This is a genomic window from Caballeronia sp. RCC_10, assembly GCF_041360715.1.
GTDB classification, from domain to species: Bacteria; Pseudomonadota; Gammaproteobacteria; order Burkholderiales; family Burkholderiaceae; genus Caballeronia; species Caballeronia grimmiae.
On record NZ_JBFUPT010000003.1, the window covers coordinates 148,491 to 175,199 of the forward strand.

Below are 26,709 nucleotides of genomic sequence, written 5' to 3' on the forward strand. Positions count from 1 at the left end.
GGCGCGGACCGCTTAGACGGTTTCCGCTTCGGTGTCGTCGCCGCCGCGACTCAGAGCGGCGCGCAACTTGTTGCGGTCGAGCTCACGCTCCCACGCCGACACCACCACCGTCGCCACGCCATTGCCGACGATATTCGTCAGCGCGCGGCATTCGCTCATGAAGCGGTCGATGCCGAGAATCAGCACCATGCCGGACAGCGGAATGGTCGGCACCACGGCCAGCGTCGCCGCCAGCGTGATGAAGCCCGCGCCGGTCACGCCGCTCGCGCCCTTCGAGGTCAGCATCGTGACCGCGAGAAGCGTCAACTGCTGGCCCCAGGTCAGATCCGTATTCGTCGCCTGCGCGATGAACAGCACGGCCATCGTCATGTAGATGTTGGTGCCGTCGAGGTTGAACGAATAGCCGGTCGGCACGACGAGACCCACGACCGAACGCGAGCAGCCGAGCTTTTCGAGCTTGAGCATCAGTTGCGGCAGCGCGGCTTCGGACGAACTCGTGCCGAGCACGATAAGCATCTCTTCCTTGATGTACGCGATGAAGCGCAGCACCGAGAACCCGACCATCCGCGCGATGGTGCCCAGCACCACGACGACAAACACGATCGACGTCAGATAGAACGTGCCGATGAGCTTGAGCATCGGCACGAGCGAGCCGATGCCGTACTTGCCGATGGTGAACGCCATCGCGCCGAACGCACCGATCGGCGCGAGCTTCGTGATGATGCCGACCATGCCGAACAGCACGCCCGACAGACCTTCGATGAACGTCGTCACCACCTTGCCGCGCTCGCCGAGATGCGCGAGCACCGAGCCGAACAGCAGCGCGATCAGCAGGATCTGCAGGATTTCGCCTTGCGAGAACGCCGACACGAGCGTGTCCGGAATGATGTGCATGAAGAAGTCGACCGTGCTCTGGCCGTGCGCCTTCGCGGCGTAGGTATCGATCGCCTTGTGGTCGAGCGTGGCCGGATCGACGTTGAAGCCGGCGCCCGGCTTCAGCACGTGCGTGGCGATCAGGCCGAGAACCAGCGCGAACGTTGACACGACCTCGAAGTACAGCAGCGCCTTGCCGCCCACGCGCCCGACTTTCTTCATGTCCTCCATCCCGGCGATGCCGGTGACGACGGTGCAGAAGATGATCGGTCCGATGACCATCTTGATGAGCTTGATGAAGGCGTCACCGAGCGGTTTCATGTCGGTGGCGAACGAGGGATAGAAATGCCCGAGCAAGATGCCGATGGCGATGGCAGCGAGCACCTGCACGTACAAGACTTTATAGAAAGGTTTCTTCACGATGGTTCCAGACAAGATCAGGCAGTTGGCAAAAGAGCGCCAGCGGCGAGCCGCGAAGAGCGGGCAAAGCGTCGTTGCGCGGGAAAGCCGCGCACGCCGGATCGCGTCGCGTAAGCGAGAGCCGCTACGTCGACGGATTTATGGACGGCGGGATGCGAAAGGGGTCATCGGCGTGTCTCCTTGACTTTTATGAGCGGCTTCGCGGGCCGTGTCTTTCTCATTGCAAGGGCGATGCCAGCTTCCTTTTTCGCCTAAGTGCTTGTCGCGACGAGATTTTTTGCAGGACGGATGCGGGAGCCGTCCCGCTTTCCGGAAATCCGGAACGCGGGCGTCCGAGGGTCTGGACAATTCGAACGCCCGAAAAAAAACCCACGTCACCGTGGGTTTCCTTGCTGCCCAAAGCGCACGCCCTTTAAACGACTCCAGCGCCGTGCGCCTGAACGTCCGCGTGATAGCTCGAGCGCACCATCGCGCCGACCGCCGCGTGCGTGAAGCCCATCTTGTACGCTTCTTCCTCGTACATCTTGAACGTGTCCGGATGCACGTAAGCCCGCACCGGCAGATGGTGCTCGGACGGCTGCAAGTACTGGCCGATCGTCAGCATATCGACGTCGTGCGCCCGCAGATCGCGCATCACCTGAAGAATCTCTTCCTCGGTTTCGCCGAGGCCGACCATCAAGCCCGACTTCGTCGCGACTTCGGGATGCAGCGCCTTGAAGTCCTTCAGCAGCTTCAGCGAGTGGTGATAGTCCGAGCCCGGACGCGCTTCCTTATAGAGACGCGGCACCGTTTCGAGGTTGTGATTCATCACGTCGGGCGGCGCGGCGGTCAGGATGTTGATCGCGCGATCCAGACGGCCGCGGAAATCCGGCGTCAGAATTTCGATGCGCGTTTCCGGCGAATGCTCGCGCACCTGCCGGATGCACTCGACGAAATGCGCCGCGCCGCCATCGCGCAGATCGTCACGGTCGACGCTCGTAATCACCACGTACTTCAGCTTCAGCGCGCCGATGGTGCGTGCGAGATTGATCGGCTCTTCGGCGTCGAGCGGATCGGGGCGGCCGTGACCGACGTCGCAGAACGGGCAGCGGCGCGTGCACTTGTCGCCCATGATCATGAACGTGGCCGTGCCCTTGCCGAAACATTCGCCGATGTTCGGGCAGCTCGCCTCTTCGCACACCGTATGCAGGTTGTGCTCGCGCAGAATCTGCTTGATCTCGTAGAACCGCGAATTGCCCGTCGCCGTACGCACGCGAATCCAGTCCGGCTTCTTGAGCTTCTCGATCGGCACGACCTTGATCGGAATGCGCGATGTCTTCGCCTGCGCCTTCTGCTTCGCGGTTGCGTCGTAGGCAGCGGTGTTGGGAACAGGCGCCGATGAAGCGGTGTCGCCGGCCAGGTTTGCGGTTGCGTCAGTCATTCGGTTGATCCGGTAGATGCAGCGAAACGGCTCGCGCCGTCTTGCGGTTGAGCGGCGGCGCCCTGTGAGCCGTCTATCTGAAGCGCCAGTCTTTCGGCAAGCGTGAGCGCCACGTCGTGCCAGTCGGCGGTGACGCCGAGCGTCGCCATGTCGACCGTTTCGAGTCCCGCGTAGCCGCACGGGTTGATCGCGAGGAACGGCCGCAGATCCATCTTCACGTTCAGGCTGACGCCGTGATAGCTGCAGCCATTGCGGATCTTGAGCCCGAGCGCGGCGATCTTCGCGCCCTCATGCGCCTGATGCAGACGAACGTTCGCGCCTTGCTGCGCCTGCTCCGGCGACGGCGTCGCGACATAAATGCCGGGCGCGCCAGCCTTGCGGTCGGTCGCGAGATTATACGTCGCGAGCGTTTCGATGACGGCCTCTTCGATGCGCCGCACCAGCTCGCGCACCATCAGCTTGCGGCGGCGCAAGTCGAACAGCAGGTAAGCGACGATCTGCCCCGGCCCGTGATACGTGATCTGCCCGCCGCGATCCACCTTGACGAGCGGAATGCCGCTGTCGGCCAGCAAGAGGTGCGCGGGATCGCCCGCGAGACCGAGCGTGAACACCCGGGGATGTTCGACGAGCCAGATTTCATCGGGCGTGTCCGGCGTGCGGGCGTCGGTGAACGCGCGCATCGCGTCGAAACTTTCGCCGTACGGCTCGACGCCGCGCCAGCGCAGCCTGACGTCGTGCAGGACGCCGACGGTATCGGGGGAAGGCTCGGGGGAGAAGGCAAGCGGCGTGGCGGACATGGTTCCGGTAGTTTACCGAAATCGCTCCATGCCCGCCCGTGGTGGAAGGAAACGCGCGCTCAGACGGTGCGCCAGCCGGCGCGCGCACGCTGCGTAAGGCGCTCGATCGCGCTCGACAGCCAACGGATCGCGCGTTCGTCGCGGCGCGGCATCATCGTGAAGACGATGCAAGCCGGCTTGTCGCCCTCCACCGATAGCCACAACCGTTCGCGGCTGCGCAGCTTGAGGCGATCGCCGGGCGCGAGCCAGTAATCCTCGATGTCGTCGCTGCGCGTCGCCCAGACCGGGCCGCCATGAACGGTGAGCCGCGTGCTGCGCGCGATGCGCATCGGCACCGTTTCGCCCGGCTTGATTTCAAAGGTGATGCTTGTCGATATTTCTCGCATGATCCACTCCGCCAAGGGAACGTTTCGATGACTACAATCCTAGGCGTAGCAAGGCATCCGACAAAACGATCAATTTTCACCGCTATGTGAGCCGAATTGACAAACGCCTCGACATCGATCCACATGGACCTGCGCCAGTTGCCCGCGTTGAACGCGCTGCGCGCCTTCGAAGCCGCCGCGCGTCACGAGAGTTTCTCGCGCGCCGCCGACGAACTCTTCGTCACGCACGGCGCGGTCAGCCATCAGATTCGCGCGCTGGAAGCGGAGTTGGCCGTCACGCTGTTCGCCCGCGACGGCAAGCGCGTGCGGCTGACCGACCGTGGCCGCCAGTACGCGGCGGATGTGCGCGCGGCGCTCGTCGCGATGGCCGAATCGACGCGACGCATCCGCGCGGGCGATCGCGACCGCCGGCTGGTCGTATCGACGATTCCGTCGTTCTCGGCGCGCTGGCTCACGTCGCGCGTGGGCGGGTTCATCGAGAGGCATCCGGAATTCGATCTCGAATTGCTGTCGACCAGTTCGCTCACCGATTTCAGCCGCGACGATGTCGATCTGGCCATCCGCTTCGGTTTCGGCAAATACGCCGGCGTGCACGCCGAACCCTTGCTCGACGAAGTGTTCTTCCCGGCCTGCTCGCCGCGTTTGAACGGCGGCCAGTTGCCTCGCGCACCGGCCGATCTGCCGAATTTTCAGCTCCTTCGTTCGAGCGACGAACTCTGGCGCCCGTGGTTCGACGCAGCCGGTCTCCCCGACGTGCCGGAGCCGAAGCGCGGCGTCTTATACGAGGATTCGTCGAATTTGCTGCAGGCGGCCATCGATGGCCAGGGAATTGCGCTCGTGCGGCGCTCGCTCGCGATGCAGGAAATCATCGCGGGAAGGCTGGTGCGGCTTTTCAACGTCGATGGTCCGAGCCCGTGGACCTATTTCTTCGTCTGTCTGCCTGAGTTGCTGGGTACGGCCCGCGTTCAGGCGTTTCGTGAATGGATTTTCGCGGAAGCGGAACAGTTCCGCCTGCTCTACGAGCGCACCCCCGCCGTGTGCGATGCGCCCGCAGGCAATCTCAGAGCACTACCTTGACCATCGGATGACCGGTGAGCGCGCGATAGATGTCGTCCAGATGCGCGCGATTCTGCGCGCGCACGGTGCACGTGAGCCCGGTGTAATTGCCGCCCGACGACGGCCGCGTTTCGACGCGTGTCACGTCGAACTCGCCGTCGAACTCGCGGATGACCGTGACGATGGTGTCCTGAAACTCGGGGTGCGACTTGCCCATCACCTTGATCGGGAAATCGCACGGAAAATTGAAGAGGTCGTCGGTGCTGGAAGGTTGTTTGGTGGAATCGGACATGGCTTTCTCCTTAACCTGCGCGGCTCGCCTGATTCGCGAATTCCCGCGCCTTCGCCCGCTGGTAGGCATCGTATAGCGCAGCATAGACCGGGCCGGGACGGCCGCCGCCGACGCGCTTTCCATCGAGCGTCGTAATCGGCATGACTTCCTTCGTCGCCGAACTAATCATGACTTCGTCGGCGGCGCGCAGCTCGGCCTCGGTGATGTCGCGTTCCTCGAACGGAATGCCCGCCTCGGCCGCCAGTTCCTCGATCAGCCCGTAGCGGATGCCTTCGAGAATGCGCGGTCCGCGCGGCGCGCCCAGCAGCGTGCCGCCTGCAACAATCCACACATTTGAGGACGAACCTTCGGTAAGCAAGCCGTCGCGCAACTGGATGGTTTCGAGCGCGTCGTGCTCCGCCGCGTGTTGCGCCATCAGCACGTTGCCGAGCAGCGATATCGATTTGATGTCGCAATGCAGCCAGCGTTTGTCCTCGGCGGTCACGGCCACCGCGCCTTGCGCGCGGCTCGCGTCGCTCGGATAGGCAATCGGACTCAACATCACGAACACGGTCGGCGTGATGCCCGCCGGAAAGGCGTGCCCGCGCTTCGCCGCGACGCCGCGCGTGACCTGAATATAGACGAGCGCATCGCCCGGGCCGGCGTTCGCCTCGATCGCGCGATGAGTCAGCGCGCGCCAGCCGGCATCGTCGAAAGGATTGTCGATGCGAATCTTGCCGAGACTGCGATCCAAGCGCGCAAGATGCTGCGCGAGCCGGAACGGCAGACGCGCACCGCCGGCCTGCGCGTAGAGCGGCACGACTTCATAGACGCCGTCGCCGAAGATGAACCCGCGATCCAGCACCGGAATGCGCGCTTCGGAAAGCGGCCCCCATTCGCCGTTCAGGTAGACCGTCGGGTCGAATACATCGGCGTGGTTCGGATTCATCGTTACCGCTCCGTTCGGAAACAAACGCGTATTACTTCCGCTTCTGCCACATCAGCAGCGCGGAATCCCACAGGCGGCCAAAGAGGCCCGCTTCCGGCACTTCCTGCAGCGCGACGAGCGGGAACTGCGCGACTTCCTTGCCATCGGCCATCATCCGGACGGTGCCGACCTGCTGGCCCTTCTTCACCGGCGCGATGATCAGATCGTTGCGCGTGATCGTCGGCTTCACCTTGTCGCCGAGACCCTTCGGCACGGTGATGTACTGATCCGTCGATACGCCCGCCTGCACGTTGTCCGCCGCGCCCTTGTACACGCGCGGCGATTCGATCACCTGATTCGCCTTGTAGAGACGCAGTGCGTCATACGCGGTGTAGCCGTAGCTCAGCATCTTCAGGCTGTCCTGCACGCGCGCCGATTCCTTCGGCTCGCCCATCATCACCGCGACGAGGCGGCGGCTCGCGTCCGGCGTGCCGACGAGCGGGCGCTTGGCCGTCGCGATCAGGCAGTAGCCAGCGGCTTTCGTGTGGCCGGTCTTCAGGCCATCGACGCTGGAGTCGAGCCACAACAGGCGGTTGCGGTTGGGCTGCTTGATCTTGTTATACGTGAACTCCCGCTCCGAGAAGATGCTGTAGTACTCGGGGAAGTCGCGGATCAGGCGCGTCGACAGCACGGCGAGATCGCCTGCCGTGGTGTAGTGCTGCGGATCGGGCATGCCGTTCACGTCGGCATAGTGCGTGTGCTTCATGCCGATGCGCTGCGCGGCGCCGTTCATCAGATTGACGAAGTTGGCCTCGCTGCCGCCGACCAGTTCCGCCAGCGCGATGGCCGCGTCATTGCCCGACTGGATGATCATGCCGTACACGAGGTCATGCACCGTGACGGGCTTGTTCGCCTCGATGAACATGCGCGACTCGTCCGTCCGCACGCGGCGCACGGCCTCGCTCGGCATCACGGTCTGATCCATGTTGATCTTCTTCGCTTTCAGCGCGTCGAAGACGAGATAAGCGGTCATCAGCTTGGTCAGCGATGCCGGCTCGACGCGCTCGTCAGGGTTGCCCGATGCAAGTACCTGATTGCTGGTGGCGTCGACGAGCACCCACGAGCGTGCCGTCACCGCGGGCGGCGGCACTTGCGCAAATGCGCTCGCGGCGGCGAACACCGCCGGCAACACGATGGCGGCCTTCAGTGCACGAAGCTTTACAGAAGCAGCAGGAGCGGAAACAGAAACGGACGGGACAGAAAAGCCGGAAGGGAAAAAGCGCATAGGATCGGTCGGCAGAAAGTGCGTCGGCGCTTCGCCTGGAATGATCCAGGGCGGCGAAGCGCGGGTTGAACAGGCAGACCGTCGATGCCGGTCGGCGCTTCGCCTGATTGTCCGGGGGCCGGACAATCGGCACTTGCGGTGCCGCAGCGAAGAGCGCTCATTCGACAGACAGCCGCGCCATCGGTTCTCAAACGTTTGTTTTCGAAACGTCGCGTTGGCCGGCATGGGAGCCGGCGCTCAGGCGTCGGGCTTTTCGCGTGAACCCATTCGCTCTCGCTTTGCGGCAAGCAGAACGCAAGCTGAACGCGAACGGGCGGCGAAAAAAATTCTGCGCCATTATACGCGCGGCTCAGAGCGCCTTTACGGCCAATCTGCCAGTGATTCGCCCGAATTTGCGCTTTTCAGGCGATGCCTATGCGCGTTTCCAGGTTCGATTCACGCGAAGGCGTTACCGCCATGCGTCGACGATCACGCGCTTCAGGATATGCAGCTTGCGGTGAAAGAAGTGTTCGCCGCCGGGAATCACGACGACCGGCAGTTCCTGCGGACGCGCCCAGTCGTAGACGGATGCGATCGGCACCGTGTCGTCCACTTCGCCGTGAATCACGAGCGTGTTCTCGGGCGCCGGAGCCACCTCCCAGCGGCTCGCCGCCGTGCCGACGAACACCATGCGCTCGATCGCCTGCCCTTCGTCCATCATGCGTTTGGCAACGTGCGACAGCACGAAGGTGCCGAACGAAAAGCCCGCGAGCACGATGGGCACATCGCTTTGCCCGGGCTGCGCGCGCATGTGAGCGATGACCGCCAGCAGGTCTTCGCGCTCGCCGATGCCGTTGTCGTGCTCGCCTTCCGTCTGCCCGACGCCACGGAAATTGGAGCGATAGGTCGTGTACCCAAGCTGCACGAAGGTCCGCGCGAGCGTCTGCGCCACCTTGTTGTCCATCGTGCCGCCGAAGAGCGGATGCGGATGCGCGACGAGCGCAATGCCTCGCGGCGCGGCGTCGGTCCGGTCGCGCGCGACCTCGATCTTGCCGGCCGGCCCGTCGATCAGGAATTTTTCTGTTTGCGCGTTCATGCGGCGAGGCGTTCGTTAAACCGGTTGGTCGATGAGAAGACGCTCGACGATCTTCCCGTTGGCGAGATGCGAATCGACGATTTCGTCGATGTCCGTTTCATCGACATACGTGTACCACGTGCCCTCCGGATACACGACCACGACCGGTCCCAGCTCGCAGCGGTCGAGGCAACCCGCCTTGTTGATCCGCACCTTGCCCTCGCCCGCGAGCCCGAGCTTCTTCACGCGCTTTTTCGCGTGCTCCTGCATCTCCTGCGCGTTGCAATTCGCGCAGCTCGGCCGCGTGGCGTCGGCGTCGCGCTGATTGAGGCAGAAGAACACGTGGTACTTGTAGAAAGAGTCCATGAGTATCGGGCGCGCCGGGCGAATGAGTGTCGGTCGATTATAGCGAGCGATGTTCCGGCCTGCCGTCAGCGCTCGTTGCCCGCGCCGCCCGCGTTGGCCACGCGCCGCCGCGTGAACCACGCCCGTTCCGCCGCCGACGCGAGCCAGCCGAGCGCCGCATACGGCCACACCCACGCGAGCCAGTGCAGCAGCCCGTTGAAGTGCAGATACCGCCCCTGCCGCCAGTCGGCGAGCACGATGTCGAAGTACGGATTCACCGGCAGCACGTTGACGAGCGCAAGTCCGACGACGAGCGCCCCGCCTGCCAGCGCCGCCCGCAGCGCACGCGGCAGCGCGACCGACAGGATGCCCGCCGCCGCGCCGATGCCGATGCCTTCGAGCGCGCCATCGGTGGCCCAGTCGAATGTCAGGCCCGCGTGCGATTGCAGGAACGACGCGCTCGCTTTCGCGAACAGCGTCGCGACGATCAGGCCGAGCATCAGCCGGATGCGCGGCGCGCGTTCGCGCGTGAGCAGCGTCACGAGCACGAGCGCCGCAAAAAGATTCGACGACGTGATGAGCGCTTCCCATGAATCGTCGGGCAGCAGCGCGCCGAGCCGGTCCGGCCAGCTTTCCATGTCCCATGACGCGGGCGTCCAGACGAGGATCGCATCCTGCATCGCCGGATCGAGGTTCTCCCACAGCACGCGCGGCAGGTCGCCGCCGCCGAAGAGATACGGCGCGGGGAACATCGCCGCGAACGGCCACAACGCCGACAGCCCGATGACATACGCGCCGTGCCGCTCGAACCACGTGAAGCGGATCCGCCGCAGCAAGCCCCGATCGAGCAGCGCGCTGGTCGCGGGCGCAACGAGCACGCCGCCCACGAGCGCGCCGAGCGCATTTGCGGCGAGATCGAGATTCGACGACACGCGCGTCGGCAGATAGGTCTGGATGGACTCCATCACGCCCGACAGCAAGCCGCCGCCGAGAAACGCCGCGCCCACCGCCGCCGCCCCCCGCCAGCGCGGATACAGCGCGAGCACGATCAACGCGCCGAGCGGCATGTAACCCAGCACGTTCGTGACGACGTCGAACGCGGTCACATATTGCGGAAGCGGATCGGTGAGAAACGCGAGCGGCCCGATGCCGAGCGATCGCCAGCCGGAAAACGGATAGAGCGAGCCGTACACGACGAGCGCCGCATACGCGATGAGCGCCTGCCGCGAAAACGCCGACGGGCGGCGCTGCCATTGCTTGATCGTCATGAGCCGCCCGAGCGCCTCCGTTCGAGCGACGTTGCGTCTGAACGTGCGGGCGAAGTTGCGCGATGTGTCGATGTCATCGTGACGCGGCGAGCGGCTGCGCATCGAGCCACGCGCTCAGTTGTGCGATCAGATCGTCCGATGCCGCCGCGAGCGCCCGCGCCCCGCCGGGTGCATCGGCAGTCGGCGCGGGCGCGCTCGCGGCGAACGCCCGCTGCGCGACCACGCGGCCCTGCTGCGTGAGCGTCGCGCGCACGGACACCGCGCCGTGGCTCCGCTCGGGCGCATCGAAGACCTGCTCGAAGGCGGTCAGTTCGACTTCCAGCAACGCCGCGCGCACCGTATCGGCGCCCGTCAGCACCGGGCCGCGCGCCGCCAGCGCCGCGCGCACGCGCTGCGTCAGGAGTTGCGCGGGCGGCATCGTCCAGTGGCTGTTGGCATAGGTGCCGGTGCGTTGCGCGTCGGCGTAGCTCATCCGGTAGACGAACGCATCGGTTTCCAGGCTGCGCGGCGCGCCAACGGCGAGCACCTTGACGGGCGGCAGCGCTTTCGTTTCCGTCGATGTTGGCGGTGCGCCGAGGTCGTAGCGCGCGTCGGGCGCGACCGTCGCGTTCGACGCGCAGCCCGCCAGCATCGCCATGAACACGAGCGCGAGCGCCGTTCGGTTCAACTCTGTATGTCCCATGAGATTCCTTTTCAACGCGCCGGATTCGCCGGCCAGACGAAGCCCGGCTCGCCCGGCCCCGGCGGCATCGACGGCGCACCGAACAATACGCTGCGCGGGCTCGCGCTGAACGTATCGGCGGCGCGGTCGACGGAACGCGCGGCGCTGCCCAGATCCTCGGTGAACGAATAGAGCCGCGGCAGCGCCTCGAAGCCCACGCGCGCCGTCATCTCGCGCAGCGATTCGTTCATGTCCGCGAGCGACGTGGCCGCCTGTTGCGCCGCGTTGCCCGCCTTGTTCAGATTCGTCACGAACGGGCCGTTCTCGCGGTTCAGATTCTGGACGAACGCATTCGTCGATGCCAGCGTGCGGTCGAGCTGTTGCAGCGTCTGCGGCAGGCGCGCCGTGGCGGGTCCGGCCTGACTCGCCAGCGAGGCAATGCCATCCGCCGCGCCCTGCAGACTCTTCGCGGTGTCCATGAGCTGATTGCGCACGTCGTCGGAGAGAAATTTATCCGCATCGTCGGACAGGCGCTCGAAGCGGCGCAGAATCACTTCGCCGCGCTCCTGCAACTGCTCGAAGAGGCCGGGGCGCATCGGCACCTCGGCGACGTGCTGCGGCGACGAAGCGAGCGCCCTCGTATCCTTGCCGGTGTCGTCGAGCTGCACGAACGCGATGCCCGTCACGCCCTGAAAGCCGAGCGTCGCGAAGGTGGAATGCGTCATCGGCGCGTTCTGGTCGACGAGAATGCGGATGCGAATTTGCCCCGGATGCGACTTGTCGAAGCGGATCGACTCTACCTTGCCGACGCCGAGACCGCGATAACGCACGGAGGCATCGGTGAAAAGACCCGTCACGTTGGTGCGCGCGATCAGGTCGTACGGCACGCGCACGGTGCGATCGACGTTGAAAAAGAACGCCGCGAACGCGATCGCCAGCACGAGCACGATGGTGAACAGCCCGGTCCAGAACGCGTGTGATTTGTTTTCCATCGGCGGGTTCCTTCCTTCTGTGGGCGTGGCGTCGGCTATCTGACGATGGTCGAGGCGTCGTCGAGCGCGACGGCGGGCAGCTTCGCGCGGCGCTCGGGCGGCAGTGCGGCAAGCGCGCGGCGTCCGCGCCGCCCCAGAAAATACTCGCGGATGAACGGATGATCCACCGCCACCGCCTCTTCGACGGGCGCCGCGACGAGCACGCGCCGGTCGGCCAGCACGGCGACGCGTGTGGACAGCGCGACCATCGTATCGAGATCGTGCGTGACCATCACGACCGTGAGACCGAGCGCGCGATGCAGCGTCGCGATGAGATCGACGAATTCGTCCGATGCCTTCGGGTCGAGGCCAGCGGTCGGCTCGTCGAGGAACAGCAGTTCGGGTTCCAGCGCAATCGCCCGCGCGATGCCGACGCGCTTCACCATGCCGCCCGACAGCGCCGACGGCATCTTGCTCGCGTGCTTGCACGACAGCCCGACCATTTCGAGCTTGAGCATCACGAACTCGCGGATCAGATCTTCGGGAATCTTGCCGAGTTCGCGAAATGGCTGCGCGATGTTGTCGTACACCGTCAGCGACGAGAACAGGGCGCCTTGCTGGAACAGCATGCCGGAGCGCGTGCGCAGCATCTTGGCGGTTTCCTCGTCCATGCGCGCCCATTCTTCGCCGAGCACGCGAATGGTGCCCGATGTCGGCGATTCGAGTCCCAGAATCTGCCGGACGAGCGTGGTCTTGCCGGAACCCGAGCCGCCGAGCAGCGCCACGATCTCGCCGCGCCGCACGTCGAGGCTCAGGTGCTCGTGAATCACGGTCCTGCCGTAGCGTTTCGTGACATCGCGCACTTCGATGACCGGCTCCGCGATGACGGGCGGCGGCTGATGGCGCACAGCGGTGGCGAGCGTCGTCGACATGTGCGTTTATAGCCCCACGTTCTGAAAGAGGATCGCGAACACGGCGTCCGCGAGAATGACCACGGTGATCGACGTGACCACGGAGGTCGTCGTGCCTTCGCCGAGACTTTGCGAATTCGCCTTGATGCGAAAGCCGAAGTGGCACGCGGCAAGCGCGATCAGCATGCCGAACACGACGCCCTTGCCGAGCCCGATCCACAGATTCGCGATCGGCACGACGGACGGCAGCGAGCGGACGAAGAACGAGATGTCGATGGACAGCACGAGCTTGGCCGCGAGCGCGCCGCCCACGAGCGCGATGATGTTCGTCCACACGACGAGCAGCGGCATGGCGATGCCGAGCGCGAGCACGCGCGGCAGGACGAGCCGCAGGCCGTGCGGGATGCCCATGACCTGCATCGCGTCGAGTTCCTCGGTAACGCGCATCACGCCGATCTGCGCGGTGATCGCGGAGCCGGAGCGCCCGGCGACGAGAATCGCGGAGAGGACCGGCCCGAGTTCGCGTATCACCGACAGGCCGAGGATGTTCACGATGTACTGATTCGCGCCGAACACGCGCAACTGCTGCGCCGACAGATAACTGAGCACGATGCCGATCAGGAACGCGACGAGCGCCGTGATGGCGAGCGCCTGCGCGCCGGCGCTATAGATGTTGGCGGAGATTTCCGTCCACGGCGTGCGATTCGGACGCCGCACGATGGAGACGAGATCGATGAGAAACGTGCCGAACATCGCCAGGCCGCCGTACACGTGATCGAGGAAGCCGAAGATCAGTTGTCCGAGCCGTGTCACGGGGCCGGTGCGGTCGACGGGTTCGGGTTCTTCGCGTTCGGCGTCGAGCAGTGCGACGCGCTCGAAGATTTCGCGCTGGGTGTCCGACAGCGCGATGGTGGCGGGCATTTTGCGGCCCCAGATGCGCCATAGCGCCTGACCGCCGACGTGATCGAGGCGCTCGACGGAGAGCAGGTCCCACTGGCCGATGGCTTCCCGCCCGATGGCGCGCAGCCGCCGCGTGACGCCGCTTTTGGCTCGATCACGCGCGAGCGCAAGCGCGGTCCATTGGCCCGAGAGCCGGACCACCTTGCCTTGCTGACCGGCTTCCACTCGAAGGCGGGGCGGCGTGTCGAAGTTCAAGGGTGTTGGGGCGGGATGGGAGGGAGAGGACATTGTAACGAAGGTTGTCCTGGGGCGGTCCGCCGCGGCACGCCTCGGCGCATCGCTGACGAGCGAAGGCGTTCGCCGTCGGCCGGACGCTGCGCAAAAGACGCTTCGCCTTGCGTTCGCGCGACCCCGGCGAGGAAGGGCAACGGCATACCGCCCCGCTACAATACCCTGCATGAACCCCTCCGCTTCCTTCGCCCCCGACGCCCCGTGGCGCATCGATCGCAGCCGGCTCGCGACGCTCGCCCCGCGTCCCGCGCATGACTGGGACATCGAAATCGTCGATGAAACCGGCTCCACGAACGCCGATCTCATCGAACGCCTGCGCGCCCAGCCCCGTGACAACGCGCCGGCCGATCCGCCCGCGCCCATCGTCCGCGTCGCCTATTCGCAGACGTCCGGCCGTGGCCGGCGGGGCCGCGCCTGGCTCGCGGAGCCGGGCAACGCGCTGCTGATGTCGGTCGGCTATGTGCTGCGGCGGCCTATCGAAGGGCTATCGGGGCTGAGTCTGGCGATCGGCGTCGCCGTGCTCGATGCGCTCGCGCGCCTGCCGCTCTCGCCGTCCGCGCGGCCCGCCCTCAAGTGGCCGAACGACGTGCTGCTCGACGATGGCAAGCTCGCCGGCATCCTCATCGAAACCGCATGGACGGCGCCGGGCGCGACGGCCGTGGTGATCGGCATCGGCATCAATCTGCATGGCGCGGAGCACCTCGCCGCTCAGGTCGATGACGCGAATCGCCAGGCCGCGTCCGCCGTTCCTGGCACGACGCCCGCCTCGCTCGCCCGCGCGTGGCCCGGCGCCAACCTAACCGACACGCTCGCCGCGCTGCTCAACGCGCTCGATGCCGCCCTGCCGCGCTTCGAAGCCGAAGGCTTCAAGCCGTTCCGCCAGCGCTGGACGGACGCGCACGCCTACGCCGGCCGCGAAGTCGTACTGCTCGATCAAGGACAGGAAATCACGCGCGGCGTGGCATCGGGCGTGGACGACAGCGGCCACTTGCTGATCGACGCGCCAGAAGGACCGCGCGCCGTCGCCACGGGCGAACTGAGCTTGCGCCTCGCGAAGGAACGTCCGTGAGCGACGCGCGGATACTGCTGATCGACGCGGGCAACAGCCGCATCAAGTGGTCGCTCGCCGATGAAACCGGCGCGGCCATCGCGAGCGGCGCGTTCGAGCATGAGCGTGAAGCATCGCAACACGACGACCCGGCGCTCGGCGCGTGGTCATCGCTGCCCGATCCCGCCAGCGCGTGGATTTCGAACGTGGCGGGCGCATCGGTGCAGGACCGGATCGAACGTCTCATCGACGCGCGCTGGCCCGCGTTGCCGAGCACCGTCGTCCGGGCGAAGCCGCGTCAATGCGGCGTGACCAACGGCTATGCAGAGCCCGAAAAGCTGGGCAGCGATCGCTGGGCCGGCCTGATCGGCGCGCGTGCGGCCTATCCGGGCGAGAACGTACTGATTGCCACGTTCGGCACCGCGACGACGCTCGAAGCCTTGCGCGCCGACGGCGTCTTCACGGGCGGACTGATCGCGCCGGGCTGGTCGCTGATGATGCAATCGCTCGGCAGCCGCACCGCGCAATTGCCGACGCTCGACGCGGCGGGCGCAAAACGCGCGCTGAACGCCGCCGTCGGAAAGCCGCACGCCCTCTTCGCGATCGATACCGCCGCCGCGTTATCGTCCGGTTGCCTGCTGGCGCAAGCGAGTTTGATCGAGCGAGCACGGCGCGATCTGCGCAACGACTGGCAGGCGGACGTCCGTCTCGTGCTGAGCGGCGGCGCCGCCGATGAAATCGCGGGCGCGCTCGACGCGCCCTACACTCGCCATGATTCCCTGGTGCTGTCGGGACTCGCGCTCATCGCGCGGGAAGCGGCGGCGCTTCACTCATCCTGATTCTGCTCGACTGACGGAGCCCAAGAATGCTGCGCTGGCTCATCGCCATCCTGACCCTGGCCAACCTTGTAATGTTTGCGCTCGTACACGGCACGTTCGGCCCGCTGCCGGCAGCCGGCGCGCGCGAGCCGCAACACCTGATGCAGCAGGTCCGGCCTGAAACGCTGACCATGCGTCCGATCCATCCCGAAGAAGCTGCCGATCAGCCGCAAGTCGGCGGTCCCGCGCCCGCCGCCAAAGTGCAAACTGCGCCGCTCAGCCAGTAGACCGGCAGGGCGGCAACGCGTCAGGACTGCGCGCGCACTTTTTTGAGCAGCGCGGTCGTCGAGCGGTCATGCTCGAACGCGATCGCCAGCGCCTTGCCGCCCCACCCGCGCACCAGCGCGGATTCCGCCAGCTTGTCCATCTCGTAATCGCCGCCTTTCACGAGCACATCGGGATGCACGGCGCCGATCAGTTGCAGCGGCGTCGGCTCTTCGAATTTCACCACCCAGTCCACGCTTTCGAGCGCCGCCAGCAGCGCCATGCGATCCTCTTCACGATTGATCGGGCGATCGTCGCCCTTGCCGAGCATGCGCACGGAGGCGTCGCTGTTGACACCGACGATCAGCGTCGCGCCGAGCGCCTTTGCATCGGCGAGATAGGTCACGTGTCCGCGATGCAGGATATCGAACACGCCATTGGTGAATACGACCGGCTCGGCGAGCGTCGGACGGAGCGCGGCGAGCGCGTCGCGTGTGGTGATCTTGCGTTCGAAAATGGCGGGCATGGCGATGCTCGGTGCAGTGGTTCAAGAGCGCGCATTGTGCCACGGCGGCTCGAGGCTTCCGGGCGCTGCGCTGAACCTTCGGGATGCAAAAAAAGCGGCCCGTCAGTTGGAGCCTGACGGGCCGCTTGCTCAATAACTTGTTCTGGCGATCAGGCCGGCTGCTGCCCGGCCGCGCCGCCTGACGCCGCTTGCAGACGCTGCACCACTTCCTTGCGATAGCGGTTTAACTCCTGCGCGGTGACGAACGAGCGCTCGAACAGGATCGACAGGTTGTGCAGAATGCGTTCGACGACCTTCTTCTCCCAGCTATCGTCGAAGCGGATCTGGTCGTCGAGCCAGCGCTCGAGCCACTCCGGATCGGGCAGGCGCGATTGCACGGTATCGCGCGGGAAAAGCGCCTGATTCACGTGCAGGTTCGTCGGATGCAGCGGCTTTTCGGTGCGGCGCGCGGACGCCATCAGCACGCCGATCTTCGCGAACGCGGCGCGCGCCGAATCGCCCGCATTGGCGAGCGCCTTCTTCATGTAGCGCAGATACGCGCCGCCATGACGGGCTTCGTCGCGCGAGATGGTTTCGTAAATGTGCTTGATGACCGGCTCGGTATGCCATTCCGCCGCCCGGCGATACCAGTGGTTCAGGCGAATCTCGCCGCAGAAATGCAGCATCAGGGTTTCGAGCGGCGGCGCCGGATCGAATTCGAAACGCACCGCGTGCAGTTCTTCTTCCGTCGGCACCATTTCGGGCTTGAAGCGGCGCAGGTATTCCATCAACACCAGCGAATGCTTCTGCTCTTCGAAAAACCACACGCTCATGAAAGCGGAAAAGTCGCTGTCGTGATGGTTGTCACGCAAGAACATTTCCGTTGCAGGAAGCGCGGACCATTCGGTGATCGCGTTCATCTTGATGGTCTTGGCCTGCTCGTCGGAGAGCAGCGACGCATCGAATTTGTCCCATGGAATGTCCTTCTCCATATCCCAACGGACGGATTCGAGCGACTTATAAAGTTCCGGATAAAGCATGGTGTTCATAGTCACCCCTGATGCCACTTATGCGACGTTATATCTATATGACTCTCGGCCCGGGCGCGCACCTAAACATTGCGCGCGAGCAACCAAGCTTTCAATTTTACGCGGGATTCGAGCGCTCACAGACGAAAAACGACAACAAAGCGCCATATTTAGCGCGGCGGCAACGCAATAAGCCGCGCATAAGCTTCACGCGTCATGTGCTGATGCGCGCTGTATGCGTCTTTGTCTACCGTGGGTGATGAGCGAAACCTGTGCCTGAGGTAGGACCGGCTTTCGTCGCGCCGCCGCGCCGCCGCGCCGCGCAGTTTCCAGCGTGGCCTACGCTTGTGACAGCGGCATGTTGCGCCGGTTCGCGGCTAACGCGCCGCCGATGCCGTTCTCGCCGATGCCGTTCTGTTTGCAAGCCCGTGTCAGTTCGCCGTCTGCGGCTGCTCCGGCAAGCCGGTCGATGATAGCACGGCCGTCGAGCGCCAGGCCGCGACGGATTCGGCGATCGCGGTCAGGCCGGGAAGCTGATCGATGCCCTCGTGAATCTTGCGGCGCAGCGCCGGACTGCTGCCTCCGACCCAGATCCGCACGTGCGACGGCAGCATGCTGCGCAGCTCCGTCAGCACATTGCCGATGACCTGCGCCGGCAGCACCGACGTGAACGACAGCGCGACGATATCGATATCGTGCGCAGTCACCGCGCTGGCGATATCGTGCAGCGGCGTCTGGAGCCCAAGCTGGATGCACGTGCATTCCGACAGCGTCAGCATCGCCTCGGCCATCAGGATGCCGAGACCGTGACCTTCTCCGGAGAGCGTCGTCAGCAGCACGCGCGGACGGCCTCCGCGTGCGCGCATCGCGTCGGAAAGCGGGCGCATGAGGCTGCGCAGCGTAACCTGCAGCGCCTCGCTGAAAAGATGCTCGTGATAGACCTGCAACGTCCCCGCGGCCCACGCATTGCCGACGCGCGCCGAAAGCGGCGCGGCCACGTCGAGAACGAAGCGCTCGAGGCCGTCGCGCGTCGCGCGCTTGAGCAGTCCGAAGCGAAAGTCCTCGTAAGCACCGTTGCGCAGCAATGCGACCATCTGGTCCAGCTCCACATCCGGCGCGTCCTGGCCGATACCGGATGCTTGCGCGAGTTGCTGCAGTTGCTCGACCGGCTGCGCGAGCACCTTGCTCGGCCGGTGCCCCGCGTCGAGCAGGCGCTTCACGAGCCGCAGCTTCGACACCTGTTCCTGCGGGTACAGCCGTTCGCCGCCCGGCGAGCGCAGCGGTTGCGGGAATCCGTACCGGCGTTCCCACACGCGCAGCGTGTCCTTGGTCAGCCCGATTTCCTGCGCGATGGCGCCAATGCCGATACCCGTCAGCCCGCTTTCGAAACCGTGCGATTGCAGCGATCCCGACAGAGCGTCGTTATGGGCGGTGTCGCCGGCATCCTCGCCGGAAACGGGGTCTTCGTTCGATGGGTTTGTCATGGACAGAGTGAACATAGATCACACACATCCGCTATGCACGCAGCGTGCCTGATCTGCGGGGTGGACAAAGCGCGAGTAAGCGGCCGCTTAATGATGGACAGAAAGTGACCGTTCGCACTGCGCTCGATGGCGGCTCTGCCTGACCCACGCAAAGAAAACGCCCGGCGACCTTTCAGCCGCCGGGCGTCACGCCGATTCGTTTCCCGACCGGCCCGGTCAGGCGGACAGCCGCAGCTCACTCACCTTTCTTTCGCGGCGGCGCTTTTTTTGCAGCCGCCTTTTTGGCTGCGGCGGCATCGGACCTGGGTTCGCCGTCATCGGCCGCATCGCCGGAAGCGGGACTCTGCGCCGTCGTTTCCGCCGACGCGTCCTGCTGGCCCGCCGCGCCTGTCATGCCGGGCTGAAGCATCGCGAGATGGGCGAGCTGGTTGAACTGCGATTGCAGCACGTTCCACCAGCCGCTCGGATCGAAGCCCGGCGGCACGCTGCCAGCCGGCTGCGCCGCGTCGTCCGTGGCGGACGGTTGCGGACTGCTTTCCTGCTTCGGCTCCTCGGGTTTCGCCGCGCCGCCCATCGGCCAGCGGCCCGCCGCTTTCTGCGTATCCGCCGCCGCGTTCTTCGCGCTTTCCATCGACGTCTGCGCGAACGCGCCGAACGAGCGCAGCGTGGCGAGCGTGGCGCGCTGCACTTCGAGCGCCTGAATCGCCGATTGCAGCATGTTCAGATTGAGCTTGAGCCATTGCTCGACCGCGCGCATGTCGGTCACGCGCTTGTCGAGTTCCTCGATGTTGGTGAGCGGCGCGAGCATGTCGGACATCATCGACAGCGACGGTCCTACGCCCTGGCCGCCGCCCGGCATCGCGGCGGCGAACGGGTTCAGCCGCATCATTTCCCACATCTTGCCCATCATGTCGGCCTGGCCGAATCCGGGGAAACCGGGAATCGAAAACGGCGGGGTGCCGCCAGTGTTATCGGTCATTCGACTCTCTCCATGATTGTTGATCCACGCGATGGCGCGAGGTCATTAAAACGGCGCGCCGCCGGGAAAATCCGGCGCGCGGCGCTCGCGCAGCGAACGCATGCCTTCGTGCACGTCCGGCCCGGCGAAACCCATGAATTCGAGCGCGAGCGATGTATCGAAGGTCGGCCCCGCCATGCGCAGCCAGTTGTTCAATGCGTACTTGGTCCAGCGTATCGCGGTCTGCGATCCTTGCGCGAGCCGGTTCGCGACTTCGATTGCCTTCGGCATCAGTTCGCTTTCTTCGACCGCGAGCGATACCAGCCCGATGCGCTCCGCCTCCTCGCCGCTCACCGGCTCGCATAGAAGCAGATAGTACTTGGCCTTCGCCATCCCGCACAGCAGCGGCCACACGATCGCCGCATGATCGCCGGCGGCGACGCCGAGCCGCGTGTGTCCGTCGATGATGCGCGCCGACTTCGACGCAATCGAGATATCCGCGAGCAGCCCCGCGACGAGCCCCGCGCCGACCGCCGGGCCGTGCATCGCGGAGACGATCGGCTTGTTGCAGTTGATGACGTTGTAGACGAGATCGCGCGCCTCGCGCCAGACACGCGCGCGCACCTCGAAGTCGTTCGCCATCTCCTCGACGAGCGCGAGATCGCCGCCCGCCGAAAAGCCCTTGCCCTCGCCGCGAATCAGCGCGACGCGCGTCTCGGGATCGCGATCGATGTCGCGCCAGATATCCGCGAGTTCGCGGTGCATGTTGGCGTCGGCGGTGGAGAGGCCGCTCTTGTTCGCGCCCGCGCCGGGCATCACCACTTCGAGCACGCCGTGCGCGTGACGGCGCAATTGCAGCGACGTGTAGGCGGAGTACAGGGAAAGATCGCTCATGTCGATGGGCTTCAAGTGCAGGTGGCGTTAGCGCGGCTGATACACCCACTTGCTGTCGCGTATCTCGACCATCACGCGGGCGCGCTGGTCGAGGCCGATGTGATCGTTGGGCGTCATGTTGACGACGCCATTGGTATCCGCGAAGTTCTTCGTGCCTTCGAGCGCATCGCGCAGTGCGTTGCGGAACGCCGGCGTGCCGGGTGCGCCCGCTTTCAGCGCGATGGGCGCGGCGCGTTCCAGCAGCATCCCCGCATCCCACGTGTAGGAGCCGAACGCCGACACCGTTCCCGCGCCCTGCTTCGCTTCGTACAGTTTGATGTAGCTCAGCGCGAGCCGTTTGGCCGGATGATCGTCGGGCAACTGCGCGGCGACGAGCACCGGGCTCGTCGGCAGGAAGGTGCCGTTACAATCTGCGCCGCACACGCGCAGGAAGTCGCGGTTGCCTACGCCGTGATTGTGATAGACGAGGCCCTTGTAGCCGCGTTGCGCGAGCGTCTTCGGCGGCAGCGCGGCAGGCGTGCCGGCCGCGCCGACCACCACGGCATCCGGCTTCGCGGCAAGAATCTTGAGGATTTGCCCGGTCACGCTCGGGTCCGTGCGGTTGAAGCGCTCGTTCGCCACCACGTTGATCTTGTGAAGCTGTGCGAACTTCGCGACTTCCGCGTAGAAGGTTTCGCCGAGGGCGTCGGCCTGGCCGATGTACGCCAGCGTCTTCACGCCGTGATTGCTCGCGTGCTCGGCGATCGCGGACGCCATCATCGCGTCGGTCTGGGGCGTCTTGAAGACCCAGCGGCGCTTGTCGTCCACCGGTTCGATGATCTTCGATGACGACGCCAGCGAGATCATCGGCGTCTGTCCTTGCGCGACGACATCGATCATCGCGAGGGAATTCGGCGTGATCGACGAGCCGATGATCGCATCGACCTGATCTTCGGTGATGAGCTTCTTCGTGGTCTGGACGGCTTGCGTGGTGTCGGATGCGTCGTCGAGCACGATATAGTCGACGGGCCTGCCGCCCATTTCCTTCGGCAGGAGCGCCACCGTATCGCGGGCGGGAATGCCGAGCGACGCGGCCGGCCCCGTCAGCGACAGCACGAGGCCGATCTTCACATGCGGCGTCTGCGCGAACGATGCTGTCGCCAGAACCAACGATACGGCCGCCGCCATCCACTTTCCACCGCGCATCGACATCTCCTTTGTACGTGTTGTTGTCGTCGTGCGGCATGGGCGCCGCAACGCCCGGCAAGTGTACGGTGACGCGCGCCGTCGACGCATCGGGCGAAACCCGTTGCGCCCTCGTGCTCACTCGGTGCGCGCTCAGTGCTCCAGCTGCACGACGGCCTGATCGATCGCGCCGAAGACCGACTTGCCGGCCTCGTCGAAGATTTCGATACGCACGCTGTCGCCGAACTGCATGAAGCCGGTCTGCGCCGCGCCGTGCTCGATGGTCTCGAGACACCTCTTCTCGGCGATGCAGCAGTAACCGCGCGTCGCGTCCTTGTTGGAGATGGTGCCCGAGCCGACGATCGACCCCGCGCGCAGATTGCGCGTCTTTGCTGCATGCGCGATCAACTGGCCGAAGTGGAACACCATGTCGACGCCGCATTCCGGCTGGCCGACCTTCTTGCCGTTCCAGTGCACGATCATCGGGCGATGCACGCGGCCTTCGCGCCATGCGTCGCCGAGTTCGTCGGGCGTCACGGCCACCGGCGAAAACGCGGTCGCGGGCTTGCTCTGGAAGAAGCCGAAGCCCTTCGCCAGTTCGGCAGGGATGAGATTGCGCAGCGATACATCGTTGACGAGCATCAGCAGACGCACGCTTCGCAACGCTTCGTCGGGCGTGGGCGCCATCCCGACATCCGAGGTGATCACGGCCACTTCCGCCTCGAAGTCGATCCCATAGGACTCGGACGCGCACACGATATCGTCGGTCGGGCCGAGAAAATCGTCGCTGCCGCCTTGATACATCAACGGATCTGTCCAGAACTCGGGCGGCATCTCCGCGCCCCGCGCGCGCCGCACCAGCTCGACGTGGTTCACGTACGACGAGCCATCGGCCCACTGGAAGGCGCGCGGCAACGGCGCCATGCACGACTTCGGATCGAACGAAAAGGAATGACGGGCGCGGCCCTGGTTCAGCGTGTCGTATAGCTCGATCAGTTGCGGCGCGTAAAAGGTCCAGTCGTCGAGTGCGCGTTGCAGCGTCGTGACGATCCCGTCGGGGATGACTGCCGTGCGCAAATCGCGCGAAACGACGACGAGCTGGCCGTCGCGCGTGCCGTCCTTCAGCGTGGCGAGTTTCATAAAGCGGAGTCGGTGCGTGAGATGACGTTAAGGGAAATCTATTTTACGATGGTGAATCGCCAGCCATCCGGCCGATTTCGACGCTTTCCATGCCTTCGACCCTTTCCGCCACCACCGACGACGACATCGACGCTTCCGAAGAGAAAGCGCGTTCGGGCATTCAGTCGATCGAAGTCGGCTTCCGCCTGCTCGACGTGCTGACCCGCGAGCCAGGCGCGATGATGTTGCGCGACCTCGCACAGCGCGCGGGCATGAGCCCAGCGAAGGCGCATCGCTATCTCGTGAGCTTCGTGCGGCTCGGCGTCGTATCGCAGGATCCGGTTTCGGGACGTTACGAACTCGGCGGCTTCGCGCTGCAGATGGGACTGGCGCGCCTTGCTCGCGTGGATGGCGTGAGGCTCGCGCGCATCGCACTGGCCGAGCTTCGCGACCGGCTGGATCAGACCGTGGGCATCGCCGTGTGGGGCAATCAGGGGCCGACCGTCGTGCACTGGATGGAATCGAGCTATCCGGCGAAGGCATCGCTGAAACTGGGCGATGTCATGCCGCTGCTCTCATCCGCGACCGGCCTGCTGTTCGCCGCCTATCTGCCGCGCAGCAAGACGCAGGCGATGCTCGACCGCGAACTCGCTGCCAGCAAGCAGACCATCGCCGAAATCGAACCGCTGCTCGCCGATGTCCGCGAGCAGGGCGCGGCGCGTGTCGAAGGCATGCTGCTGCCGACCATCCACGCGTTCTGCACGCCCGTCTTCGATTCGACCGGCGATCTCGCGCTCGGGCTGATCGCGCTCGGTCACGAAGGCGCGTTCGATACGCGCTGGGGCGGCGAAATCGATGCCGCGCTCCGCGAATGCGCGCGGGGCCTGTCGTATGAACTGGGGTATCGCGCCAGCGACGCCCCGGCGCACTGAGGAACATCGAATCAGCGGCGCTTGTCATAACCCATTCTCCCGTCCTGCCACGCGCGCTCGCCTTTTCTCTCCCCCGTTTCGATGCCCTTGCCTGACTTTCGCCGTCCTCGTCCCGCGCCGGGCGGGCAGTCTTCTGCCGCCCCTCCGACCGCCGCGCCCCGCCGCTGGCCGCGATGGGTGCTGGCCGCGCTCGTCGTCGCCGGCTTGCATGCCGGCGGGTTACGCTGGCTGGAGCGCGCGAAGCAGCCGGCCAATCCGCCGCCGACGGAGAAGCCGCCCATGCAAGTGGAATTGCTGACGCCGAAGCCTGTCGCGCCGCCTGCGCCAGCCACGCCAGCCACGCCCGCGAAGCCGGTTGCCGCGCCGCCTAAGCCCGCACGTCCTGCGCCGCGACCGCATCCGGTGCCTGCGCCCGCGCCTGCTGTGAGCGCCGCGACGCCTGAGCCTGACGCGCTGGCCGCCGCATCGCCGGAAGTCACGGCTTCGAGCGCCGATGCGGCAAGCGCGCCGTCGTCGGCATCGGCGTCGGCGGCGGCGGCGCAAGCGCCCGCAGCCGCATCGGGCGACAGGATCAACGTCCCGCCAACCGGCGAGTTGCGCTACGACACGCTCGTCAATGGCGTGATGAATCAGACCGGCACGATCCACTGGACCAACGACGACCAGCGCTACGAGATGGTCGTCTCGATTCCGCTGCCGTTCGTCGGGCCGTTCGTGTATTCGAGCAAGGGCCATATCGATGCGTTCGGCATCGCCCCGGAACAGTATTCGGAGAAACGCGGCCGCCGCGCCGCCGATATCGCCGTCTTCAACCGCGATACGAAGCAGATCGTCTACACGCGCACGCCGAACAGCCAGCCGCTCGCCGACGGCGCGCAGGACCGCTTCAGCGTCGTCATGCAATTGACGAGTCTCGTGCGCGGCGCACCCGACGTGTACAAGCCCGGCGTCACGCGCCAGTTCAGCGTCGCGGATAACGACAGCAGCGAAATATGGCCGATGGAAACCGTCGGCGACGAAACGGTGCAAGCGCGCGGCGGATACGTCACCGCGCGGCATTTCATGCGCCTGCCGCGCCGCGAAGGCGACCGCCGCAAGCTCGATGTATGGCTCGCTCCCGCCCTTGGCTGGCTGCCCGTGCGGATTCTGCAAACCGAGCCGAACGGCATGGAGGTCGAAATGCTGTGGGCCGGCAGGCTCCAGACGCCGACCGCTGCCGTCGAGCCGGCTCCGGGCACGCGGGATGCATCTGAGGAAACCGCGCCCGCCCCGAATCCCGAAATCCGGCCCTGAGGCGGCGCGTCGAAGCACGCATCCACACGCGGACAAGCACTTTCACCGGAGCCGATATGCAGTTGAACATCAATGGCATCGACACGCGGTACGTACTCGACAACGAAGGCGGCGGCCCCTGGCTGACGTTCATCCATCAGCTTGCGGGCGATTTGTCGGTCTGGGACCAGATGGCCGGTTATTTTCGCAACAGTTACACCGTGTTGCGTTACGACCTGCGCGGCCACGGGCACACGGCGGTGTCGCCGGATGCCTCCACCATCGACGATCTCGCCGACGATCTATCCGAACTGCTCGACCGGCTCGGCGCGCCGTCGACGCATGTCGTCGGCTTGTCCATTGGCGGAATGGTCGCGCAGAAGTTCGCGATCAACCATGCGGACAAAGTGGATTCGCTGACGGTCGTAGGCGCGCCTGCCTTCATTCGTGAGGAAGCGCGCCCGACCTTCCTGCAACGCGCGGCGTCCGTGCGCGAAAGTGGAATAGCCGGTATCGTGGAACCGACGCTCGAGCGCTGGTTCACTGCGGAGTTCCGCAAGGCGCATCCGGAAGTCATCGAGCAGATTGCGGAGACGATAGCCCACACGCCCGCTGAGGGTTTCGCGCGTGCAGCCGAGGCGCTGAGCCGTTTCGATGCGCGCGCCGAGCTTGCGTCCATAGCGAAACGCACGCTCGTCGTGGCCGGTGAACAGGACAATGGCACGCCGCATGCTGAATCCAAACTGATCGCCGACACTGTGCCGGGCGCGCAATTCGAGTTACTGAATGCGGCACATCTGTCTCCGGTCGAGGTGTCACAACGTTTTTGCGCATTGCTGGATGCGTTCTTGCGCGGACCCGCCTGAGCTTGTATCACAAGAAATAGCCTCGATAAAACCGGCATCACGTCGAGGCCACCCCTTGAATTCCCACCCCGTCGCTCCACTTAGGATGCAGGTTTGCCAGGAGCAAAAGGAATAAGGAGTGTCGCCATGCAAATGATCTACAACAGCCCTAACTATTGCGTCGTCGAATTTCCGCCGCAGGACAACCATCTTGCGATGATGTCGGGCGGTTACGAAATCGTCGACAAGAACACGCAACGGGAGATCTTCATCGACGGTGCGCTCGCCGAAAAGTTTCGCGAGCATGTGCAGAAGCTGATCGAGGAAGAACCATCGCTCGAGGATGTCGATGAATTCCTCGGCCAGTTCGACATCTTGATGACGCAACCAGTCGTGCTCCACTGATCCGCCGCCCAGGCGCTTCGTGCGCCGGGGCGCCGCCACTGCTTGCCGGCGATCGGGCAAGCCATGAAGCAAGGCAAACAAGCGACACGCCAGAAAGACCCCGTCCCTCATCGGCGGGGTTCTTTTTTTGTGCGTC

At 65.3% G+C, this 26,709-nt stretch carries 29 protein-coding genes; 8 read left to right on the top strand and 21 right to left on the bottom strand.

The genetic code is table 11. The features are described from left to right. Window positions 1-12: 12 nt before the first annotated feature. The 4 genes from AB6804_RS08285 to AB6804_RS08300 all read right to left on the bottom strand — a co-directional run bounded on the left by AB6804_RS08285 (window position 13) and on the right by AB6804_RS08300 (window position 3,896). A complete protein-coding gene (locus AB6804_RS08285; protein WP_370886268.1) occupies window positions 13-1,296 on the bottom strand; it encodes a dicarboxylate/amino acid:cation symporter in 1,284 nt (427 codons plus the stop codon). Between the two features lie 409 nt (window positions 1,297-1,705). Then, window positions 1,706-2,713 carry a lipoyl synthase gene (gene lipA / locus AB6804_RS08290; RefSeq protein ID WP_370886049.1) on the bottom strand — a complete coding sequence of 336 codons (1,008 nt, stop codon included), beginning with the start codon at window positions 2,711-2,713 and terminating at the stop codon, window positions 1,706-1,708. Beyond that, the gene (lipB, locus tag AB6804_RS08295; RefSeq protein ID WP_370886050.1) at window positions 2,710-3,510 is read right to left on the bottom strand and encodes a lipoyl(octanoyl) transferase LipB; all 801 of its coding nucleotides are present in this window, start codon (window positions 3,508-3,510) and stop codon (window positions 2,710-2,712) included. The genes lipA and lipB overlap by 4 nt, the downstream gene beginning before the upstream one ends. Before the next feature lie 59 nt (window positions 3,511-3,569). Then, window positions 3,570-3,896 carry a DUF2917 domain-containing protein gene (locus AB6804_RS08300; protein ID WP_035961864.1) on the bottom strand — a complete coding sequence of 109 codons (327 nt, stop codon included), beginning with the start codon at window positions 3,894-3,896 and terminating at the stop codon, window positions 3,570-3,572. 123 nt (window positions 3,897-4,019) lie between these two features. On the opposite strand from AB6804_RS08300, the gene AB6804_RS08305 reads away from it, so the two are divergent. Continuing rightward, window positions 4,020-4,973, top strand: a complete 954-nt coding sequence (locus AB6804_RS08305) for a transcriptional regulator GcvA (protein WP_370886051.1) — start codon at window positions 4,020-4,022, stop codon at window positions 4,971-4,973. On the opposite strand, the gene AB6804_RS08310 is transcribed toward AB6804_RS08305, so the two are convergent. The 10 genes from AB6804_RS08310 to AB6804_RS08355 form a co-directional block, all read right to left on the bottom strand. Further along, window positions 4,957-5,244 (bottom strand): DUF493 family protein, encoded by a 288-nt coding sequence (locus AB6804_RS08310; protein ID WP_035961866.1) that lies wholly within the window; start codon window positions 5,242-5,244, stop codon window positions 4,957-4,959. The genes AB6804_RS08305 and AB6804_RS08310 overlap by 17 nt on opposite strands. A 10-nt stretch (window positions 5,245-5,254) precedes the next feature. Then, window positions 5,255-6,172 (bottom strand): D-amino acid aminotransferase, encoded by a 918-nt coding sequence (locus AB6804_RS08315; RefSeq protein WP_370886052.1) that lies wholly within the window; start codon window positions 6,170-6,172, stop codon window positions 5,255-5,257. 31 nt (window positions 6,173-6,203) lie between these two features. Further along, window positions 6,204-7,436 carry a D-alanyl-D-alanine carboxypeptidase family protein gene (locus tag AB6804_RS08320; protein ID WP_370886053.1) on the bottom strand — a complete coding sequence of 411 codons (1,233 nt, stop codon included), beginning with the start codon at window positions 7,434-7,436 and terminating at the stop codon, window positions 6,204-6,206. 448 nt (window positions 7,437-7,884) lie between these two features. Next, window positions 7,885-8,511, bottom strand: coding sequence for an alpha/beta hydrolase (locus AB6804_RS08325; protein WP_370886054.1), 627 nt, complete (start codon window positions 8,509-8,511; stop codon window positions 7,885-7,887). Window positions 8,512-8,526: 15 nt separating this feature from the next. After that, window positions 8,527-8,856 carry a ferredoxin gene (locus AB6804_RS08330; RefSeq protein ID WP_035961872.1) on the bottom strand — a complete coding sequence of 110 codons (330 nt, stop codon included), beginning with the start codon at window positions 8,854-8,856 and terminating at the stop codon, window positions 8,527-8,529. A gap of 65 nt (window positions 8,857-8,921) precedes the next feature. After that, window positions 8,922-10,103, bottom strand: a complete 1,182-nt coding sequence (locus AB6804_RS08335; protein ID WP_370886269.1) for a VanZ family protein — start codon at window positions 10,101-10,103, stop codon at window positions 8,922-8,924. Between the two features lie 73 nt (window positions 10,104-10,176). Further along, window positions 10,177-10,785, bottom strand: coding sequence for an ABC-type transport auxiliary lipoprotein family protein (locus tag AB6804_RS08340; protein WP_370886055.1), 609 nt, complete (start codon window positions 10,783-10,785; stop codon window positions 10,177-10,179). A gap of 11 nt (window positions 10,786-10,796) precedes the next feature. Then, window positions 10,797-11,756 (bottom strand): MlaD family protein, encoded by a 960-nt coding sequence (locus tag AB6804_RS08345; RefSeq protein ID WP_370886056.1) that lies wholly within the window; start codon window positions 11,754-11,756, stop codon window positions 10,797-10,799. A gap of 35 nt (window positions 11,757-11,791) precedes the next feature. Beyond that, window positions 11,792-12,667 (bottom strand): ABC transporter ATP-binding protein, encoded by an 876-nt coding sequence (locus tag AB6804_RS08350; protein ID WP_035961875.1) that lies wholly within the window; start codon window positions 12,665-12,667, stop codon window positions 11,792-11,794. Window positions 12,668-12,673: 6 nt separating this feature from the next. Continuing rightward, on the bottom strand, window positions 12,674-13,801 hold the full coding sequence (locus AB6804_RS08355) for an MlaE family ABC transporter permease (RefSeq protein WP_370886057.1): 1,128 nt from the start codon (window positions 13,799-13,801) through the stop codon (window positions 12,674-12,676). Window positions 13,802-14,003: 202 nt separating this feature from the next. Here AB6804_RS08355 and AB6804_RS08360 point away from each other — a divergent pair, with 202 nt between their 5' ends. The 3 genes from AB6804_RS08360 to AB6804_RS08370 are packed head-to-tail and all read left to right on the top strand — an operon-like array spanning window position 14,004 to window position 15,990. Next, window positions 14,004-14,906: a biotin--[acetyl-CoA-carboxylase] ligase gene (locus AB6804_RS08360; protein ID WP_370886058.1), complete on the top strand. Its 903-nt coding sequence runs from the start codon at window positions 14,004-14,006 to the stop codon at window positions 14,904-14,906. Further along, a complete protein-coding gene (locus AB6804_RS08365) occupies window positions 14,903-15,724 on the top strand; it encodes a type III pantothenate kinase (RefSeq protein WP_370886059.1) in 822 nt (273 codons plus the stop codon). Before AB6804_RS08360 ends, AB6804_RS08365 begins: the two co-directional genes overlap by 4 nt. 26 nt (window positions 15,725-15,750) lie before the next feature. After that, window positions 15,751-15,990, top strand: a complete 240-nt coding sequence (locus AB6804_RS08370; RefSeq protein WP_370886060.1) for a hypothetical protein — start codon at window positions 15,751-15,753, stop codon at window positions 15,988-15,990. 20 nt (window positions 15,991-16,010) lie between these two features. Here the strand turns inward: AB6804_RS08370 and rfaE2 are convergent, their stop codons facing one another. The 7 genes from rfaE2 to AB6804_RS08405 form a co-directional block, all read right to left on the bottom strand. Continuing rightward, window positions 16,011-16,493, bottom strand: coding sequence for a D-glycero-beta-D-manno-heptose 1-phosphate adenylyltransferase (gene rfaE2, locus AB6804_RS08375; RefSeq protein ID WP_370886061.1), 483 nt, complete (start codon window positions 16,491-16,493; stop codon window positions 16,011-16,013). 149 nt (window positions 16,494-16,642) lie between these two features. Continuing rightward, window positions 16,643-17,521 (bottom strand): acyl-ACP desaturase, encoded by an 879-nt coding sequence (locus AB6804_RS08380; protein ID WP_035961882.1) that lies wholly within the window; start codon window positions 17,519-17,521, stop codon window positions 16,643-16,645. 410 nt (window positions 17,522-17,931) lie between these two features. Continuing rightward, window positions 17,932-18,984: a MerR family transcriptional regulator gene (locus tag AB6804_RS08385; protein WP_370886062.1), complete on the bottom strand. Its 1,053-nt coding sequence runs from the start codon at window positions 18,982-18,984 to the stop codon at window positions 17,932-17,934. Window positions 18,985-19,219: 235 nt separating this feature from the next. After that, the gene (locus tag AB6804_RS08390) at window positions 19,220-19,963 is read right to left on the bottom strand and encodes a PhaM family polyhydroxyalkanoate granule multifunctional regulatory protein (RefSeq protein WP_370886063.1); all 744 of its coding nucleotides are present in this window, start codon (window positions 19,961-19,963) and stop codon (window positions 19,220-19,222) included. 45 nt (window positions 19,964-20,008) lie between these two features. Beyond that, a complete protein-coding gene (locus AB6804_RS08395) occupies window positions 20,009-20,836 on the bottom strand; it encodes an enoyl-CoA hydratase/isomerase family protein (RefSeq protein WP_035961885.1) in 828 nt (275 codons plus the stop codon). Between the two features lie 27 nt (window positions 20,837-20,863). Continuing rightward, window positions 20,864-22,003: an ABC transporter substrate-binding protein gene (locus AB6804_RS08400; protein WP_229753844.1), complete on the bottom strand. Its 1,140-nt coding sequence runs from the start codon at window positions 22,001-22,003 to the stop codon at window positions 20,864-20,866. Between the two features lie 150 nt (window positions 22,004-22,153). Further along, window positions 22,154-23,140 (bottom strand): fumarylacetoacetate hydrolase family protein, encoded by a 987-nt coding sequence (locus tag AB6804_RS08405; RefSeq protein WP_370886064.1) that lies wholly within the window; start codon window positions 23,138-23,140, stop codon window positions 22,154-22,156. A gap of 89 nt (window positions 23,141-23,229) precedes the next feature. On the opposite strand from AB6804_RS08405, the gene AB6804_RS08410 reads away from it, so the two are divergent. The 4 genes from AB6804_RS08410 (at window position 23,230) to AB6804_RS08425 (ending at window position 26,573) form a co-directional block, all read left to right on the top strand. After that, window positions 23,230-24,051: an IclR family transcriptional regulator gene (locus AB6804_RS08410; RefSeq protein WP_370886065.1), complete on the top strand. Its 822-nt coding sequence runs from the start codon at window positions 23,230-23,232 to the stop codon at window positions 24,049-24,051. A gap of 81 nt (window positions 24,052-24,132) precedes the next feature. Next, window positions 24,133-25,344 (top strand): DUF3108 domain-containing protein, encoded by a 1,212-nt coding sequence (locus AB6804_RS08415; RefSeq protein WP_370886066.1) that lies wholly within the window; start codon window positions 24,133-24,135, stop codon window positions 25,342-25,344. Window positions 25,345-25,400: 56 nt separating this feature from the next. Continuing rightward, a complete protein-coding gene (locus AB6804_RS08420; RefSeq protein ID WP_370886067.1) occupies window positions 25,401-26,189 on the top strand; it encodes an alpha/beta fold hydrolase in 789 nt (262 codons plus the stop codon). A gap of 126 nt (window positions 26,190-26,315) precedes the next feature. After that, the gene (locus AB6804_RS08425) at window positions 26,316-26,573 is read left to right on the top strand and encodes a DUF3567 domain-containing protein (protein ID WP_035967089.1); all 258 of its coding nucleotides are present in this window, start codon (window positions 26,316-26,318) and stop codon (window positions 26,571-26,573) included. Window positions 26,574-26,709 lie beyond the last annotated feature (136 nt).

Bases quoted from the DNA above. Each gene is read 5' to 3' on its own strand.
- lipA (WP_370886049.1), bottom strand. From the start codon at position 2,713: ATGACTGACGCAACCGCAAACCTGGCCGGCGACACCGCTTCATCGGCG.
- lipB (WP_370886050.1), bottom strand. From the start codon at position 3,510: ATGTCCGCCACGCCGCTTGCCTTCTCCCCCGAGCCTTCCCCCGATACC.
- AB6804_RS08300 (WP_035961864.1), bottom strand. From the start codon at position 3,896: ATGCGAGAAATATCGACAAGCATCACCTTTGAAATCAAGCCGGGCGAA.
- AB6804_RS08305 (WP_370886051.1), top strand. From the start codon at position 4,020: ATGGACCTGCGCCAGTTGCCCGCGTTGAACGCGCTGCGCGCCTTCGAA.
- AB6804_RS08310 (WP_035961866.1), bottom strand. From the start codon at position 5,244: ATGTCCGATTCCACCAAACAACCTTCCAGCACCGACGACCTCTTCAAT.
- AB6804_RS08315 (WP_370886052.1), bottom strand. From the start codon at position 6,172: ATGAATCCGAACCACGCCGATGTATTCGACCCGACGGTCTACCTGAAC.
- AB6804_RS08320 (WP_370886053.1), bottom strand. From the start codon at position 7,436: ATGCGCTTTTTCCCTTCCGGCTTTTCTGTCCCGTCCGTTTCTGTTTCC.
- AB6804_RS08325 (WP_370886054.1), bottom strand. From the start codon at position 8,511: ATGAACGCGCAAACAGAAAAATTCCTGATCGACGGGCCGGCCGGCAAG.
- AB6804_RS08330 (WP_035961872.1), bottom strand. From the start codon at position 8,856: ATGGACTCTTTCTACAAGTACCACGTGTTCTTCTGCCTCAATCAGCGC.
- AB6804_RS08335 (WP_370886269.1), bottom strand. From the start codon at position 10,103: ATGACGATCAAGCAATGGCAGCGCCGCCCGTCGGCGTTTTCGCGGCAG.
- AB6804_RS08340 (WP_370886055.1), bottom strand. From the start codon at position 10,785: ATGGGACATACAGAGTTGAACCGAACGGCGCTCGCGCTCGTGTTCATG.
- AB6804_RS08345 (WP_370886056.1), bottom strand. From the start codon at position 11,756: ATGGAAAACAAATCACACGCGTTCTGGACCGGGCTGTTCACCATCGTG.
- AB6804_RS08350 (WP_035961875.1), bottom strand. From the start codon at position 12,667: ATGTCGACGACGCTCGCCACCGCTGTGCGCCATCAGCCGCCGCCCGTC.
- AB6804_RS08360 (WP_370886058.1), top strand. From the start codon at position 14,004: ATGAACCCCTCCGCTTCCTTCGCCCCCGACGCCCCGTGGCGCATCGAT.
- AB6804_RS08370 (WP_370886060.1), top strand. From the start codon at position 15,751: ATGCTGCGCTGGCTCATCGCCATCCTGACCCTGGCCAACCTTGTAATG.
- rfaE2 (WP_370886061.1), bottom strand. From the start codon at position 16,493: ATGCCCGCCATTTTCGAACGCAAGATCACCACACGCGACGCGCTCGCC.
- AB6804_RS08380 (WP_035961882.1), bottom strand. From the start codon at position 17,521: ATGAACACCATGCTTTATCCGGAACTTTATAAGTCGCTCGAATCCGTC.
- AB6804_RS08385 (WP_370886062.1), bottom strand. From the start codon at position 18,984: ATGACAAACCCATCGAACGAAGACCCCGTTTCCGGCGAGGATGCCGGC.
- AB6804_RS08390 (WP_370886063.1), bottom strand. From the start codon at position 19,963: ATGACCGATAACACTGGCGGCACCCCGCCGTTTTCGATTCCCGGTTTC.
- AB6804_RS08395 (WP_035961885.1), bottom strand. From the start codon at position 20,836: ATGAGCGATCTTTCCCTGTACTCCGCCTACACGTCGCTGCAATTGCGC.
- AB6804_RS08400 (WP_229753844.1), bottom strand. From the start codon at position 22,003: ATGGCGGCGGCCGTATCGTTGGTTCTGGCGACAGCATCGTTCGCGCAG.
- AB6804_RS08405 (WP_370886064.1), bottom strand. From the start codon at position 23,140: ATGAAACTCGCCACGCTGAAGGACGGCACGCGCGACGGCCAGCTCGTC.
- AB6804_RS08410 (WP_370886065.1), top strand. From the start codon at position 23,230: ATGCCTTCGACCCTTTCCGCCACCACCGACGACGACATCGACGCTTCC.
- AB6804_RS08415 (WP_370886066.1), top strand. From the start codon at position 24,133: ATGCCCTTGCCTGACTTTCGCCGTCCTCGTCCCGCGCCGGGCGGGCAG.
- AB6804_RS08420 (WP_370886067.1), top strand. From the start codon at position 25,401: ATGCAGTTGAACATCAATGGCATCGACACGCGGTACGTACTCGACAAC.
- AB6804_RS08425 (WP_035967089.1), top strand. From the start codon at position 26,316: ATGCAAATGATCTACAACAGCCCTAACTATTGCGTCGTCGAATTTCCG.